Annotated in this window: 9 protein-coding genes and 1 pseudogene; 4 read left to right on the forward strand and 6 right to left on the reverse strand. The window is 50.3% G+C overall.

Going from position 1 to position 16,100, the window contains the following annotated elements; genetic code table 11:
• The first annotated feature begins 22 nt into the window (after positions 1-22).
• The 3 genes from SH580_RS01030 to SH580_RS01040 all read left to right on the forward strand — a co-directional run bounded on the left by SH580_RS01030 (position 23) and on the right by SH580_RS01040 (position 6,623).
• Positions 23-3,595, forward strand: a complete 3,573-nt coding sequence (locus tag SH580_RS01030; RefSeq protein WP_319833147.1) for a hypothetical protein — start codon at positions 23-25, stop codon at positions 3,593-3,595.
• Between the two features lie 76 nt (positions 3,596-3,671).
• Positions 3,672-5,135: a sulfatase family protein gene (locus SH580_RS01035; RefSeq protein ID WP_319833148.1), complete on the forward strand. Its 1,464-nt coding sequence runs from the start codon at positions 3,672-3,674 to the stop codon at positions 5,133-5,135.
• An 87-nt stretch (positions 5,136-5,222) separates the two neighbouring features.
• On the forward strand, positions 5,223-6,623 hold the full coding sequence (locus SH580_RS01040) for a sugar porter family MFS transporter (RefSeq protein ID WP_319833149.1): 1,401 nt from the start codon (positions 5,223-5,225) through the stop codon (positions 6,621-6,623).
• A 12-nt stretch (positions 6,624-6,635) separates the two neighbouring features.
• Here the strand turns inward: SH580_RS01040 and SH580_RS21940 are convergent.
• Positions 6,636-6,734, reverse strand: a pseudogene (locus tag SH580_RS21940) (LacI family DNA-binding transcriptional regulator); the annotation flags it as partial.
• Between the two features lie 308 nt (positions 6,735-7,042).
• On the opposite strand from SH580_RS21940, the gene SH580_RS01045 reads away from it, so the two are divergent.
• Positions 7,043-8,161 (forward strand): LacI family DNA-binding transcriptional regulator, encoded by a 1,119-nt coding sequence (locus SH580_RS01045; protein ID WP_319833150.1) that lies wholly within the window; start codon positions 7,043-7,045, stop codon positions 8,159-8,161.
• A gap of 26 nt (positions 8,162-8,187) precedes the next feature.
• Here the strand turns inward: SH580_RS01045 and SH580_RS01050 are convergent, their stop codons facing one another.
• The 5 genes from SH580_RS01050 to SH580_RS01070 form a co-directional block, all read right to left on the reverse strand.
• Complete coding sequence (locus SH580_RS01050; RefSeq protein WP_319833151.1) at positions 8,188-10,848, reverse strand: carbohydrate binding domain-containing protein; 2,661 nt, start codon at positions 10,846-10,848, stop codon at positions 8,188-8,190.
• A gap of 58 nt (positions 10,849-10,906) precedes the next feature.
• On the reverse strand, positions 10,907-13,768 hold the full coding sequence (locus SH580_RS01055) for a hypothetical protein (protein WP_319833152.1): 2,862 nt from the start codon (positions 13,766-13,768) through the stop codon (positions 10,907-10,909).
• 48 nt (positions 13,769-13,816) lie between these two features.
• Complete coding sequence (locus SH580_RS01060; RefSeq protein ID WP_319833153.1) at positions 13,817-14,839, reverse strand: glycoside hydrolase family protein; 1,023 nt, start codon at positions 14,837-14,839, stop codon at positions 13,817-13,819.
• 46 nt (positions 14,840-14,885) lie between these two features.
• A complete protein-coding gene (locus tag SH580_RS01065) occupies positions 14,886-15,278 on the reverse strand; it encodes a hypothetical protein (RefSeq protein ID WP_319833154.1) in 393 nt (130 codons plus the stop codon).
• A 273-nt stretch (positions 15,279-15,551) separates the two neighbouring features.
• Positions 15,552-16,094: a hypothetical protein gene (locus SH580_RS01070; protein WP_319833155.1), complete on the reverse strand. Its 543-nt coding sequence runs from the start codon at positions 16,092-16,094 to the stop codon at positions 15,552-15,554.
• Between the last annotated feature and the right edge of the window lie 6 nt (positions 16,095-16,100).

Below are 16,100 nucleotides of genomic sequence, written 5' to 3' on the forward strand. Positions count from 1 at the left end.
AACTAAACGATTATACCCCAGAATGAAAAAACACAGCAGATTGCTCGCAACGGCTACCGCCTTGCTCGCGTTGACGCAAACTTCGCATGCTGCCACCAAGCACTGGGCTCACGGTGACGCTGCGCCTAATGAATGGAGCCAGCCGACTCGATGGACTGATAGTGAGCTTCCCGGCGCGACGACTGCCGACACCGCAATTTTTAGTGGCTCTGATGCCGCGGTCGTTACTGGGGCAGTCACTTTTAATGAAGCAGTCAATCTCATCGTGCGGAGTGTCTCAGGTGTGACTCCTGTAAGTGTTGCGATCTCGGCTGACATGGGGGCATTTGGAACGATCAGTATTTTTGATAATGGGAATGTAGATCAAGATGCAACGGTTACTCACGACGCAGGCACAGTCACGACTACTGGGAATGTAAGTATCGGTGGAATTGCTGCGCCTGCCGGCATTAATGGGCAGTATTTTCTTTCGGGCACTGGCGTGTTGAATGCAGGCGGCGCTTTGAATCTTGGTCAAAGTGGAATCCTTTCTATCGATGGTGAGAATGCTTCGGTTTCAGCTTCCAGTTTGACGATGACAACCACTGCGGAATTGGCGTTTGCTTTTGACGCGAATGGTGTGGGGGAGATTAGCACCACGGGCGCCTTTACGATCGATAGTGATGACTCCTTGTTGACCTTGGACATCTCCGCTTTCAATGGCACTGGAACCTTTGATCTGGTGACTTTCTCTTCTAAGTCAGGCGCTTTCAATCCGGATAATATCACAGGTCTTGGCGCGCTCTCGGGTAATCGCACCGCAACGCTCGGCTATGACGCTAACAGTATGTTTGTGACTATTTCCTCGTCTGAACCAAGTCCAATACAGTCGGCCTATTACGTGGACCCTGACTTCGGTTCGGATATCAATTCAGGCAGCCTCAGTGCTCCTTTTCAGTCGATTGAAAAGGCACGCGATATTGTCCGCACGGTTAACAATAGTATGTCGGGCAACATCGTGGTTTATCTGCGCGGCGGCGTGTATGCGTTAACGGATACACTTACGCTGGATGACCGGGATTCGGGGTCGAACGGGTATCGGGTGATCTATAGAAATTACCCGCATGAAGAACCGATCATCGATGGCGGCAAACAGATCACGGGCTGGACAGCCGTAGGTGGCGGCATCTATTCGGCCAACGCCGGTGGGATGATCTTTAATCAGAGGTTCGTCAATAACAGCACGGCCCAACGGGCGCGGCATCCAGAGTATGGTTCCGAGTATAATATTATCTCAAATGTGGGTTCGACTAAGACGATCCGGATCAATGCCACCGAGCTCGAGGAATGGACTAATCTCAATCGTGTGCAGATGGTGATTGGCACTTCCTTTACCTCATGTCGCCTGCGCATTGGTAGCTATGTAAGCGCTGGCACTGAAGCCACCGTGACTCCCATGGATCCGGAAAGGGAAGCTTATTGGGGCTGGCTGGCCGGGCCGCTTTCCGGATCCGCATCGTATTTCTTCGAGAACCATCTCAGCTTTCTGGATACCCCGGGCGAATGGTTTCTGGATATCGATACAGATACCGTCTATTATATGCCGAGAGAGGGTGAAGACTTGTCCTCGGCCACGGTCGTGGTCCCTCAGCTGGAACAGTTGCTGTTGGTCGAAGATGCAGAAGATCTGACTCTATTTGGAATCACCTTTCAGAATGCCAGTTGGCTAGAGCCCATGTCGAGAGGCATGGTCCAACGTCAGGCCAGCATGCGGGTTCTCGCGACCCAAGAGAACAATGGCACCTGGGACACGGATCAGTTTGAGGTCGTGCCGGTCGCTACCTATTTCAAAGGGATCCAAAACGTCCGCATCGAACGATGCATCTTTCGACAGATGGGCGCGGGTGGCATGGGCTTTGATACCGGAACGATGAACAACTCGGTAGTCGGCAACGTCTTTGCAGACATTGCCGAAACGGGGATTATCTACGACATGGATAACGACCGCACGGATTCCGGCTCGCAGCTCAGCTCTCTGGACACTTTTGATTCGAACTATTTCTTTCGGATGGGCACCTTGTATTATGGTGGAGCGGGCATGTTTGCCTTCTGGCCCGACCAGATCACGATCACTCATAATGAGTTTTCTCAGATCAATGGATTCGGCATGAACGTCGGTTGGGGCGCCACCTACGACGTGACCGCCCTGAATGCGCCAGTTGTTACGCACAACCGCATTCACGACTGCGCTATTCTCGTGAAGGATAGCGGCGGCATCCACACGAAAAGTAATCAACAGCAAGGCGCGCAGTATAGCTATAACTGGATTTATAACTGTAGTAAGCGAAGCTGGTGGTCTATCGGGCCGGACTCGATTCGCCATACCTATGGACTCTACCTCGATGATAATTCCCAGAATATCACGGCCCAATGGAACGTGTTCATGAATATTTTGGATGATGATATCAAAGTTAAAGGCAACGGTCATACCTTTGCGAATAACGATACGCAGGATCCCACGGTGAAAGCCGAGTCCGGTCTGCGTCCAGGCTATGCCGACATCAAGCAATTTTGGCGCGGCGGAGCCATCGGCCGGGACCTTGAGCCAAATGACTTTTACACGAGCGCAGTCTCAGATCTAGGGGTCTTGTTGGATGACGACTTTGACTCCCTGAGCGTGGGCGCGCAACCCGCAGGCTACACTTACAGCCTCAGTGGCAGCTCCTCGATCGAGGTTGTCGACGTTCCCGGAACTGGAAACCACAGCGTCCGCTTCACTGACGACGATGCCAGTCATAGTTTAGGTGCTTCAATGAGCCGCTCGATCGGCGAGCAGTCGGACGTGGTCGCTTGCAGCTTTCGCATGAAGGCCGGGCAAACGATCAACAGCATGTATGTCACACTCACGGACTCTGCCGGGAATAAGGCCTGCCAAGTTGGATTCTCCGGAAATGGCAACCTGCGGTATTATTACCAATCAGGAAGTTTCACAGACATCACCAGCTACACCAGCGACACCTGGTATACATTCCGCATCGAAGCCGATGTCAGTAAGCAGGCTTACAGTGTCTGGATTGATGATGCATTGGTTCTGGGGGAAAGCCTGTTTTTTGAGCCGACCAGTTCTCTCACCACGTTGGAACTCGCGAACACCTACGCTACCGGATTCTTCGACCTTGATTATCTAACCGTCGAAAGTGAGGCTGTTGCCTCGGGTTTGGTCACCGCGAAGGGCACGCCCTATAGCTGGATGGATCAACACTATGACACGACCGGTTGGTCTTCTGTCGATTACGAGTTGCAGGATGTCAGCGACGACGATCACGATGGGGTGATGGCATGGGAGGAATTCACTGCCGGCACGAATCCCAACGACAGCAGCAGTGTGCTGAAGGTCCTGTCATTGTCGTCAGAATCAAATAGCTTCTCGTTTGCTTGGAAAACCCAGCGGGATCGAAATTATTCCGTTCAATCTTCGACAACCCTTCTGCCTGAGAGTTGGTCGAACGTTTCGAATCCTGGATTTATCGACATGCCTGGCAGCGGAGAACTCAAGCAGTTTTCTGCAGAGATGGAGGACGGATCACTGTTTTACCGTATTTCGGTCGAGCAATAGCAGGATGAATAAAAAAACTATGTTAAATATAAAATTCACAGTACTTTGCAGCGTCGCTGCGCTTTTATTACATGGAATGTCAGCTGAAGTGCATGCTTCCCCTGAAAGCAAGCTGCCCAATATAGTCGTCATTCTAGCAGACGATCTCGGCTATGGAGATGTGTCATTCTTGAACCCTGATTCAAAAATCAAAACACCGGATATGGATGCGCTGGCGCAAGCAGGCGTGTGGGCGACGGATGCACATGCACCGAGTGCGATATGTAGTCCTAGTCGGTATGCGATGCTGACGGGGCGCTACCCGTGGCGTAAAATGAAATCGGGCCGTTTAAGTCCATGGGCCCCGTTGTCCATAGATATTAATCGGGTCACCATACCGTCTATGTTGCAAACAAAAGGCTACCACACGGCGTGTATTGGCAAGTGGCATCTGGGGTATAACTGGCCGTGGAAAGGTGGGCAACGGCCTTCCAAGGAAGTCATTGGTTCAAATACCAGCACCGCCAAAAATGATATGTTCGACTGGACCCAGCCCATCGAGGGACCCACATCGATCGGTTTCGATTACTACTTTGGCGTCGACTGTCCAAACTTCCCGCCCTTTGCATTTATTGAAAACACCAAGCTTACCTGTGATCCTATTGATTTTGAGGGGAAATCCTTAAAGTCCAAAGGCCCTAGAGGATACATCCATGGTGATGGCCCGGGAGAAGACGGGTGGGACTTGGAGGCCATTTTGCCAAAAATCACTGAGCAAGCGGTTCGTTATATCAACGAGAAAAGCCGCGAGTCAGAACCTTATTTTCTCTACTTCAGCCTGACGGCGCCCCACACCCCAGCTGCCGTCACAAAAGAGTTTAGTGGTACCAGCGAAGCGGGGAGCTACGGAGACTGGGTTGTGCAGACGGATGATGCGATCGGGCAGGTGATCGAAGCGATCAAGTCCTCCGGTGAGTTTGAAAATACCCTGATTATTGTTTCCAGCGACAACGGACCTGAAGCGTTTACACGTTTACTGATTCAGACTCACGGTCATCGCTCAAGCGCTCATTTGCGCGGATTAAAAGGTGATGCGTGGGAAGGCGGGCATCGAGTGCCTTTCATTGCTTCGTGGCCCAAAGGAGGCATTTCAGGTGGGCGTGAAATAGATGCTACCATCAGTTTAATGGATCTATTTGCGACCACTGCTAGCATTGTCGAATTTCAGCTGGAAGCAGGAGTCGCGGATGACAGTCTTAATATGCTGCCTTCATTGCTTCAGGATGCAGTCGTTCGGGATGAGATGATTTATCATTCCGGCAGAGCGGCCTATGGCCTACGCCAGGGAGACTGGGTTTACCTTCGGAAGGGGGGGAGCAAAGAGGAACCTGAGTGGTATTTACAAGCACAGCAAATAAAATCAGCAGCGGCCTCAGATGAGCTCTTTAATTTGGCAGATGATGAAGCACAGCAATACAATGTATCGTCTAACCATCCCGAGAGAGTTGCGATGATGAAAGCTAGGATTTTGGAAATCGAGCAATCTGCATCGACGCGATGAAAGCAACTGAACTGCTTCGGTGAAGTCGTTCCTCAGGCAAAATACTCCACGCATTATAAATCGTTATTTACCCTCAGCGCTAATAAAATGAATACCTCAGAAAATACACATAAGACTGGTTTTATTATTCTCATTTCCGTGGTGGCCACCATCGGCGGATTTCTTTTTGGATTCGATTCGGGGGTCATTAACGGCACCGTGGATGGACTCAAGACGGCGTTCGAATCCGATAGTGTGGCGACGGGGTTCAATGTCGCCTCGATGCTTCTGGGCTGTGCGGCCGGCGCCTTCCTCGCCGGCTCGCTGGCAGATAAGTTTGGGCGTCGTAGTATTTTAATTGTGGCCTCGGTTTTCTTCGCAGTTAGCGCGTGGGGGTCGGGCATCTCGATGTCGTCCGGCGAGTTTATTATCTATCGCGTCCTAGGCGGACTGGCCGTGGGGGCCGCTTCGGTGTTGGCGCCTGCATATATTAGTGAAGTGGCTCCCGCGAAATGGCGCGGTGCCTTGTCCTCCATTCAGCAAGTTGCGATCATTTCTGGGCTGTTCTTCGCCTTTCTGAGCAACTATCTCATCGCCAAGTCGGCGGGTAGTTCGTTGGAGGTATTTGCGATGGGCTATGAAGCATGGCGCTGGATGTTTTGGGTCGAGCTTGTGCCTGCGATTACGTTCTTAGTCGCCTTGTTGTTGATCCCCGAGAGTCCGCGTTATTTAGTGGCTAAGGGGGATCGCGAGAAGGCGGTGAAGGTGCTGCGCAAGCTGATGGGGGAACGTGCCGAGGCGAAGTATGATGAGATTCGCGATTCGCTGTCGGGGGATCACCATCGTCCCAGCCTCAAGGATTTAATCGGCCCGCAAGGGATTCGTCCGATCGTTTTGGTTGGCATCGGTTTGGCGGTATTTCAGCAATTGGTGGGGATTAACGTGGTGTTTTATTACGGTTCGGTGCTGTGGCAGTCGGCTGGCTTTAACGAGGGTGATGCGCTCTTAATCAACGTAATCAGCGGTGCCGTCAGTATCGGTGCCTGTGTGGCCGCGATGGTCGCGATCGATCGAGTCGGGAGGAAACCGATGCTGGTGATCGGTTCGGTCGGGATGTTTGTGACTTTGGCTATCATGGCCGCGATCTTCGGCATGGCAGGGGTCGACGAAGCGGGCAATCTCCAACTGGAGGGCAGCGCGGGCCCGTGCGCGCTTGGAGCAGCGCTGCTCTATGTGATCTTTTTTAACTTCTCATGGGGCCCCGTGATGTGGGTGATGCTTGGGGAAATGTTTCCCAACCAGATCCGCGGTGCTGGCTTGGCCGTCAGTGGATTTGCTCAATGGACTGCGAACTTCGGTATCACGATGACTTTCCCCATGATGCTGGCAGGTGTTGGCCTCGGTGGCGCTTATGCCGTCTATGCCGTTTGCGCATTCATCTCGATCTTCTTCATCCTGAAGTTCGTGCATGAAACCAAGGGTAAGGAGTTGGAACAAATGGAAGGCTAAATTGCGCGTTGCCGATGAAACGTCAGATTGATCACGTATGCAACGTGACACCGTCATCGCTGAGACTCCAGCTAGCTTGGCGACTTCTATAAGAGTAGTGTGACTTTGCATGGTAGAATGAAGATCAACTTTGAGTGGGTTGATTCATTGGCATTCTGACTCGCTGAGGCTTGACATCAAATTTTAATAATCAGATGAAGTGCTTTTTTATTAAGTTGAAACTCGGTCTTAATGAATTCGCCCACCAGCGAGTGCTATCGTCTTTATAGGCGAGCAATCCGTATAGCGCTAATGGGTTCCAGTTCGTTCCCAAGACGGCATCCAAAAGTTGAACAAGCCACCTCCGAGTGAGGAGTCAATTGAATTGACGAATATACTTGTTATTATAACAGTCAATTTTCATCATCATTTACTGTTATATGGCTAAACAACCACGCGCTCGAACCTTACAAGATATCGGTGACATCACCGGTGTCAGTGCCATGACGGTTTCACGTGTTTTACGTGGCTCTGGTCGTGTCAAGGCGGATACTCGCGATCGTATTTTGAAGATTGCCGCGGAGTTTGGCAAAGAACCGATAGGCCCTTTGAGTAATGGATCCAGTGGCATTGCGGAGACTAGCGATTTGCGTCTGCTGGTACTTGTTACAGCGGTTGAAAAAGCATCGATGGAAACGGGAGAGTCTTTTGGGGGCGAAGTTGCTGGTGCTTTAACAGGACGACTCGAGCAAAATGGAGGGCAATTGGATTACCTTTGTCCAAAGGATTTGAATGAGGTGGAAGAGTTTGTCGCGCGCCGTCGTGTGCATGGAGTCGTGCTGCGTACTTTAATCCCGAATCATTGGTTAGAATCGCTGGAAACTCGTTGTGCGGTGATTTATGCAGCCAGTCATGATTTTCAGTCAAAAGTCGATGCAGTTTACTCGAATGAGAACCGTTCCGCGGCTCAAATCTATCAAAAGCTGCAAAGTTTAGATCATCGGCACATCATGTGGTGCGGTTTGATTGATCGTCACCAACCGGGGGATCTTAGGTTGTTTGAATCATTAGATAGTGAGTATGCTACGGAGCGATTTGCCTCTTCAGTCCATGGGGTGCGGCATGCCGCTTGGGCAAATTTAGTTTACTGTCAGACTAAAGAGCAGGGGATGTGCCATAAATTTATTGTCCTGGAGCGTGACTGGAACAAGTGCTCCTTGGATGATATGGCCAATCAGTTTCTCGATAAGTTTTTTAAGTTGAAGCAAAGACCGACTGCGCTTGTTGTCGATTGCGATCCTCTGGCTGAGGCCATGGAGCGGCTGCTTAATGACAGGGGTGTATCAGTGCCTCAGGATGTTTCAATTGTTTCCTATGGGGGAAGCAAGGGGGCGTTGAGCGGGAAATTTGCTTCGATTGATTTACCGATGGCAGAGATTGCTGGATGTATTCCTGAGTTAATTCGTCGCCGTTTGAGCGCGCCGCACGCCCCCGCCGTGAGTATGCAGTTTGAAGCGGTTTTATTGGATGGGGCGTCTTTGGGCCCAGCGCCAAACTGATTGATAGGATGTCTCGTTATGGTGGCTTAAAGATCGAGTAATTCCACTTGATCGATATAGAGCACTGTGTCGGGTTTGACGATCGCTCCGTATCCTTTATTGGCAAAGCTAAACGAGTCGATTTGGTGCCAGCCGATAGGGGATCTCGCGGCGCTGAATTCGGGGTAAGACAGAGGAACTATGAAGTGCTTCCAGCCTGTCCAGTCGATGTCTATTCGTGTGTTGTAGTAGTCGCTACCAGTTGATGCGGTATTCTCAGAAGGAACAATTATCACTACTCTGGCGTTATTTGCGACTTCGGAATACATCCAGAAGCTCAAAGTGTTAAAGCTACTCCAGTCGTTTGTTGGTAATGTGCTTAGCTTAAAGAAATTGTAAGCATCTAAATGCGCGTTCTGCCACTTCGCGGCTACGTTTCCAATGACTGAGTAGGCGAGCACTGCTTCGGAGTTTGACCAGTTTGTGATGGTGTCGTTTTCATTCAGTAACTCAAGTTGTGTGGATTGAGTCAATCGAAGCTGATCTATGTAGAGCACTGTGTTACTCTTAATGACCGCTCCATAACCTTTGTTGGCAAAAAGAACGGAGTCGATTTTATACCATCCTAAGGGGGAGCGTGCTTTGCTGAATTCGGGATAGTTTAGCGGGAACTCAAACTTCTTCCATCCTGTCCAGTCGACTGTCACAAGTTTGTGGTAGTAGTCACCGCCCGTGGTTGCGGGATTTTCCGATGGAATGACGATTGCGAACTTCGCATCATTGGCTACGTCAGAATACATCCAGAAGCTGAGTGTGTCGTATCCAGACCAATCCGAAGGTGGCTCTGTTAGCTTGAAGTTATTATAGGCGTCCAGATTGGCACCCGCCCACTGTGCCGCAAAAGTGCCAGCTTGAGTGGGAGAGCTCACCTCGGTGGCATTGCTCCACTCGGCAATGGTAAAGCTTTCATCTAGCAATTCTATGTAACCCTGATCAGCGACTGTTAATTTATAGCTTGGTGTACTGGGTGCCCAGCTTGAAATCGATGCAGGGTCTCCGAATTCGGGGATGGATGCATAGGTGTCTAGCAGTGTTTGGTAGACCGCATCTCGTGATAGAAATTGCTCGTTTGTGCTGGTTGCGTAAAGGGCTTCATCACCAATTCGATCTCGAGCCTGAGCCATATAGAGTGAGCGTGGGTAAACCGGAACGTCCGTTGATTCAACAAAGCCAGGGGAACCATAGCCGTAATAGTTTTTGATGGCTGGGTCAGAATGGACTCCATTGATGATAGTGCCAACTACCCAGTTCGTGCCAAGGTCGGATGGAGGGCTGTTGAGCCAAATTTCAGGTTCCCACCAGCGTTTGTTTTCGGAAACACAATTCCAAAGTGCGTTGTTGGCAGAGGATTGTCCATGACTACCTAGCAAACCGTGTAGTTTAAACATGGAGTCGCTATAGACATTATCGAAAAGAATGCCACTGCTCCATCTTTGATGGGGTTCGGATGACAGATGACCGTTTTTAGAGTAGCTGTGTAGGAAGGTGTTATTGCTTTTCGGGCCGTTGGTTGAGTAAGCGTGACGAGCTCCGCGTGTGAAGCAACGTTGGACTAGCATATTACTGCCATCCATACAGAAGTAGTACTCTCGGCCACCAGAATGATGTGTCGGGGTGTCCCGTGATACGCCATCGAGCATCGCACAGTCTTGCACTGTGATTCGGTTGCAATTTGTCCAAGTATAAACGAATGAAAAACGATAAAAGAAGCCAATGCACCGTTGCACCCAGCAGTCTTTCGCTTGTGAGAAGCGAATGGCAATGTTGGCGTGATCTTCATGATTATAGTAGTCGTCATCATCTTGTTTGACATCCCTATTATAGTCTGAAACGAACATGATATTCTCGATGCCAATATTGCTAAGGCGTGCATCGGATCCGATAACTCTTACCTTTGCGGTTGCGAATCCGTTGCCATTATCCACAATTGAAGTCAGCGGCGAATCGAGCCCAATACTATTAGTAATTGTGTCGATCGACAGAACGATGCGCTCCCATTTTAATGTGAAATCTTCGGGATTCCAGTAGCTGTCGAGGCCTAGCTCATCGATCCAGTCTTGTGTGTGCTCCGCATAGATAAAGATTGTTTGCCCTACGCTTAATGCAGAGCTGTCTGCTACTGTGACGAAGTTTTCTCCGACTGGTACATAGCTGTCAGTTATGTCAGTTAAGTAGCTGCTCCCAATGCCGCCAGCAAGTGGCCCAATAGAGATCGTTGTGGATTGGGTTGTGCCTTGATGGAAGAAGATGGTTCCATCTTTGCCAGCTCCGGATCCACGTATGACGACTCCACTCTGATTGATACTGAGTTTGCTCGTGATGTCATAGGTGCCAGGTTCGAGCAATACGACACCGCGGAAGCCGTCACTGTCGAGTGGCATTGCCTCCACTGTATCAATTGCGTTTTGGATGTTTGCAGTATCGTCGCCCGCGATTGGCGAAACAGTAGCTTTAATCGGAATTACGTTGGGTATGGGGACCGTCCCTAGTTTGTAGCCAGCGTAGGAGTAATCGGGGAGACTATTTCCGTAGCTGTCGGCCGAGTAAGCTAGGTAACCGTCGGTATGGCGAGTGGTTAGACTGCTTGTCGCAGCCGTTGCCGCTTGAATGAAGATTGCTAGACTGAGTAGGCAAGAATGGAATTTCATTGGGGTATTTGTTAGGGGAGGAGGGCGGGCGAAATGGGGTGCGCTATTGCGCTTTGAGTCAGTGATTTTGAGCCATTTCATTGAAAGTGACTGGCTCAAACTCGAACCATGTCCATGCACCATCGGTGCTTATGGGGACTGTCAGCCGCTGAGTGGCTTTTTTGACGGAAGGGCTTACTTTGCCAGCATGAGTGCTTTGCCAATCGATTTTGACGCGACCTGTATCTGTAGTGAAAACTGCGGTGCTGGGGGCCATGAGCTTGATAGTGGCATCGGCTAGACGTGTGCTAAATGGCAGGTTTACGTAGCACTCTTCGATCGTTTGATCCGTTTTGAAGCTGACACCAATTCTGAGTGGGGATTGCGAATAGTCATACTTCCAGGTGATGGTGCCGCGCGGCGATTCCAATTCAGAGGTAATTGTGTGCACCTTGTTGGAATCATTACTCTCTCGCTTGGCTCGCTCTCTGCCGGAATGGAAGAAGTCGCCGCTCGCAGTCGTTCCATAGATGGATGCAAAGGTGAGCTCTTCGGGCTTTGCAAAGTTCCGTGCTGTAGGGTTTTCTGTCGAAATCACAGAGTTTAAGAACGTGCCCGTGCCAGCTGTCCACAGGGCTGATGGGGCTCCGCCAGTAATGCTTTTGTGTCGCTTTAATTTGGTTCCGGCTACATCGCTAAATACCATTCCGTAAATGCCGTTTTGATTCCATGTCAGCATCCCAGGGAGTGTCCAAGTTTTGCCATCAGCCTCATAGGGAAGTTCGGCAGGTTCTACGATTTTTGGAATTGAGAAGCATTTTACTAAATTGGCGACCCAGGTTCCGCTGCCCGATTCGTAGCCATCCGCTCCTTTCTTTAATCCATCTTCAATAGTTGCCCGAATCCAATCGTCGCGATTCGCAATAAATGAGAAGGTGCCAGCCCCTCCTATTCCGCGTGTGGGATTTTTAGTTAAAGCGAAGCGAGCGGCCGAGAATGGGAATTCGGACTTCGTCATAATATCACCGGGATAGCCGATTCCGCCCAAATAGGCAGACTTGCGGGCGTTCATATGGTTGGGCCCGAAGATACCGCCGTCGGGTTGTGGCAACCAGAAGAAGCTAGTGAATCGCAAGTTGCGTTGAATTGCATTTTTGATCAGTGCCACGAGTTCGGGATCGGCGTTTGCGAGCTCACGATAGGTGTAGTAAGCAGTCGCGACACAGAAAGAATTAAGTTTATCGTAGTTACCATCGGGGCCGTAATCTTCGAGGTAGTATCCGCTTGGGTGGATGCCAAACTTGGAACTGGGGCCGTAAGTGTTACCGTAGTAGGCTCTGGCTTGACGTTCAAAATAGCCGAGAAAGCGCTCTTCACCAGTAGCGAGATAGGTGTTGAGGTGCGCGAGCATCATGTGCGACCACTGGTTGGATTGGTAGGCTTGGAAATCTGCAAGCTTATCCCCGGCAGCCATTACGCCTTGTCGCCAGATTTCACGAGTCTCTGGGTCAAGATAAGATTGGAGTTCTAAGAACGGGTCAGCAAATGCGGAAGGAAATGCAAAGAATGCGTGAGTGATCGGGTAGACGCTTTTGAGTAGAGAGCCTTCACGCATTAAATCGTCCCCCTGTAGGTTGGAGATGTTGACCGTTGCGCCCAGTGTGGCGCGTTTTGTGAGCTCTTGACTTTGGTAGGCGGGGTTGAGCGGCGAGTCGAAGGTGATCGCGCCTGCGAACGCAGCAGGATCAAAGATGGCAGCTACGCCGAGCGGTCTAAAATCGTCTTCGGAGGTGGGGGCTGCTTTGGGACTCCTGCGGGTGCTACCAAAATTGAGATCCATAATATCGTCTAGATATTTGTTTTGTTGGCGGACCTTGTACGCAATCGAGTTGAGTGCACCATATTTGCTGAAGCCGAGCACATGGACCCCTAGGTTGTCCAAGTCGTCGGGGATTTCTTGTGGAAATTGGAAGCTGAGGTCGCGGTCAATGGAGGCAGCTGTTTGGATCGCTAATTCTCGTGCGCGTGCCTGAAGCGGGCCACCGACCCATTTGCCGTAGCTCTTAACCATACCACCTTTTAGTCTTTCAGCGGCTTCGGGAGTGGGGCAAAGGAGGCCTGGAACGCCTTCGACTGTGAGCACACCATCAAAGTCATTTCCGAGTGTCAGTTGCACGACCTCTCCCTGGGGTGTGGGGCGTGGGATCAGGCGGCCCGCGCGTTTGGCGGCATCGGGCTCGATTTCGGCTAGTGTCGTCTGTCCGGATCGATCTGATAATTTGATTGATGATGTATTCCCTTTATCGATACCAACCATCATCAGGAATGCAGAAGGAGGTGCCCATAAGTAGGCATTGCCTGTGACACCGGGTGTGCGGGGCGTGGTTCCTAAAGACATTTCACCCCGGACGCCCCAGATGTCGGTTTGAGGTAGACGAAATTCTATGATATCGTTGCTGCGTCCGCCGGAAAATGATAAGCGCCAAACGCCTGCTTGCGCATTTTCGACACTTAATTCGGCGACACTGGTTTCTGAGTTTTGGTCTGTAAATTCGAAATGTGCGGCTAATGTGCCATCTGGGGCGATTAGGCGTGCCAGTGCAATCGGTGTGTAAGGTTCCTTGTCGCGATTGCTTAGGCTAGTGCGTCGTGCGATGAGCACGCTGAGTTTACCGTCTGAATCGGGTTGTAGCTCTGCTAGCATACCGGCTCCTCGAACACTGCCCCCGATTACGTAGATGCGCGCTTGCTGCATTAGCGGGTAGGCGGCGGCTTGCTCGGCACTGGCGAGTGATCCCATCGGCGCATCTGGTGTGCCGTCGCTATAGACCGCACTGCCGCCGTCTTCTTTAGCGTTAAGGTGTGCATATGCGGATGAGGCAGAGAGTGTGGAGGCGAATGCGAGTGCGCATACGCCGCTAACTAAACGAAGTGAAATCATGCTAATTTGTTGTATTTGGGATCAATTGTACTGCTTGTTTATCAGGAGTTACGTGTTCATTAGGGGAATGACATGTATCCAGGACTTCGTGGCATCGGTAAAGTTGATGGTCCCGTTGGACACGGCTGCTGCGAGAAATTTTGACTGGCCGTTTTCTATATGGAGAAAGGGACGCTCCAAGCTGCCGACGTCTCGTGATGTGCCATCGTTATATTCGATTGTACGTTTATAGGCAGTTGTTGGATTAGAGAGTGTCCAGGATTGCGCATCAGGTGATTGTGCATGAATGCCCGCGCCTGCTTGACCACTGAGCTCTCCACTCATATCTTTAGCAATCATATGGAAACCGTCGCTTTCCATCCAAAGGAAGGGGTCTTCAATTTCACCAAAAAGGTCGGTGCTAAAAATTGGCGTATCTTTGACGACTTGGTACGTGCCTAAGGGACTGTCCGCCTTGGCGATCCCGATACTCATGGAGCCGTGAGTGTTGCCCTCATACTCTCTCGCTTTGAAGAGGAGAGTGACTTCTCCATTCGAGTGAATGTGTGGTGCGGGGTTGGATGTGAGAAAGCTGTAGAAACTGTTGGGTTGAGTCGTGAGAATAGGTTGATCCATACGAGTCCATGGTCCTTCGGGGCGATCGGCCCAAGCCACGCCGATTCGTTTCATCGAACGTGCGACGATGCACTGTGCGCTCTGCGTGGTGAGTGTGTGGTCTGCCTCCTCCAATGGATGCGTGCTGCCCATATAGTATAGATAATATTTGCCATCATGGCAGCGGATACTGGGGTTATGCGTAGAGCGACCATCCCAATATTGAGCACCGCGCTTTGCTAGCACGACTTCTGCAAATTCATAAGGACCTTCTGGTCGATCTGAGGTCGCACGGATGACTTCAGAGGCAACTAGCCATCCGGGGTGGAAGGGCAATGTCTTGGGCCATCGTGATACAAAGAGGTGCCAAGTTCCATCCGGGCCTTGTGTGATCGAAGGACACCAAAGCCAATAGTTATCATCATGATAACCATTGACCGGGGAGATTGGTGCAAACTGAAAAGTTGTTTCTGCCATCTTAGAAGTTATTTGGATTCGTTTCTATCTGGTGCTTAATGTTTTTTTACGCAGCGATGAACCGCTCTTTGTAGCTTTTGATGTGTGCCACGCTTTTCGAATCACCTTCGCCCTGTATCCAAAAGAGATCTTTAAAGATCGGGGTATCGCCTTCGGCTTTGACGGCATCAATCGCCTTCTGTAGCTTGTTCGAATCGTCGACGTAATTTCCCTTAGGAACTTCATTCCACCACAAAGGCATCCAATTTCCGGAATGGATCGAATTGACGACAAGATGCCTCGGACTTGGAGAGAGCTCGTTTAAGCGGCTTTCTATACTGTTTGACCAACTAGCGGTGGCATTGGACTGTCCCGCTGCCAAATAGATATGAACTGGCGCCGCTTGAGCAGTTAAGTAGCTGAAAGCTGCGGCAATTAAGAGAGATATTAATGGTTTCATATTTTAATTTATACGGGGTTACCACCCTGCTTGGCCTCGTGGCTGTTCGGGATTATGGTTGCAGCTTTTGAGTGCGAACAATCCACTGATCTTTTTGAGTGAGTGATTTATGAACTAGAACTACTTGTGTGCCGGATTTTCCTGGAAATAGGCGTGTGCCAGAGATTCGAGTCCAGGAGCCATCTTGTGGACGTGTTGCAAAGTCCATTCGTAATGTGATCACATCTTTTAGTTGATCGGAAGGGACTGCAGCTGTTTGTTTGGGGCCGAGAATCATTGGCGATTCGCTCGCATTGATTTGAACTGCGAGTGCGTAGTCACTGACATTGAGACTAAAACGTTTTGCGGTGTCGCATCCTCAATTCTGTCAGGCAAGGGGATCGACATAGCGCCTGTGAGTATCAGTTCATTGTTGGACTTGGGCAGTAAAAGTCCTAAATAGTTGCCTGACTGTGTAATTTGGCAGGCTGCTTCAGTCGCAACGCTTTCTTGCTCTAGGGCGATGCTCTTTTCTCCGAACTGAATTAGTCCGTTTCCAGTGTATTCAAATGGCCCATGAATCCGCCCTGATTCTAAGTTTGCAGTGGATATCTTATCGCGAGTCAACCAGGCAACTACTCGCTTGCTTTGTATCGCTGCCTCATTTGGCATTTCCACACGGGAAGAAGTCTCGCTTCGAAGTAATAGCAAATATAGATTAGCTTTGATGTCTGTAGTTTCTTCTTGAGCATGTATTATTGAGGAGCAGGCTATACTGATTGCAAAGTAGAGTGCCAGCGTGAGCTTCGTTGCGGAATGGGAGAATGTTTTATTCATCGGGAT

The sequence above is a fragment of the Coraliomargarita algicola genome (assembly GCF_033878955.1).
Taxonomy (GTDB): Bacteria; Verrucomicrobiota; Verrucomicrobiia; order Opitutales; family Coraliomargaritaceae; genus Thalassobacterium; species Thalassobacterium algicola.

Bases quoted from the DNA above. Each gene is read 5' to 3' on its own strand.
- SH580_RS01055 (WP_319833152.1), bottom strand. From the start codon at position 13,768: ATGATTTCACTTCGTTTAGTTAGCGGCGTATGCGCACTCGCATTCGCC.
- SH580_RS01035 (WP_319833148.1), top strand. From the start codon at position 3,672: ATGTCAGCTGAAGTGCATGCTTCCCCTGAAAGCAAGCTGCCCAATATA.
- SH580_RS01040 (WP_319833149.1), top strand. From the start codon at position 5,223: ATGAATACCTCAGAAAATACACATAAGACTGGTTTTATTATTCTCATT.
- SH580_RS01030 (WP_319833147.1), top strand. From the start codon at position 23: ATGAAAAAACACAGCAGATTGCTCGCAACGGCTACCGCCTTGCTCGCG.
- SH580_RS01050 (WP_319833151.1), bottom strand. From the start codon at position 10,848: ATGAAATTCCATTCTTGCCTACTCAGTCTAGCAATCTTCATTCAAGCG.
- SH580_RS01065 (WP_319833154.1), bottom strand. From the start codon at position 15,278: ATGAAACCATTAATATCTCTCTTAATTGCCGCAGCTTTCAGCTACTTA.
- SH580_RS01045 (WP_319833150.1), top strand. From the start codon at position 7,043: ATGGCTAAACAACCACGCGCTCGAACCTTACAAGATATCGGTGACATC.
- SH580_RS01070 (WP_319833155.1), bottom strand. From the start codon at position 16,094: ATGAATAAAACATTCTCCCATTCCGCAACGAAGCTCACGCTGGCACTC.
- SH580_RS01060 (WP_319833153.1), bottom strand. From the start codon at position 14,839: ATGGCAGAAACAACTTTTCAGTTTGCACCAATCTCCCCGGTCAATGGT.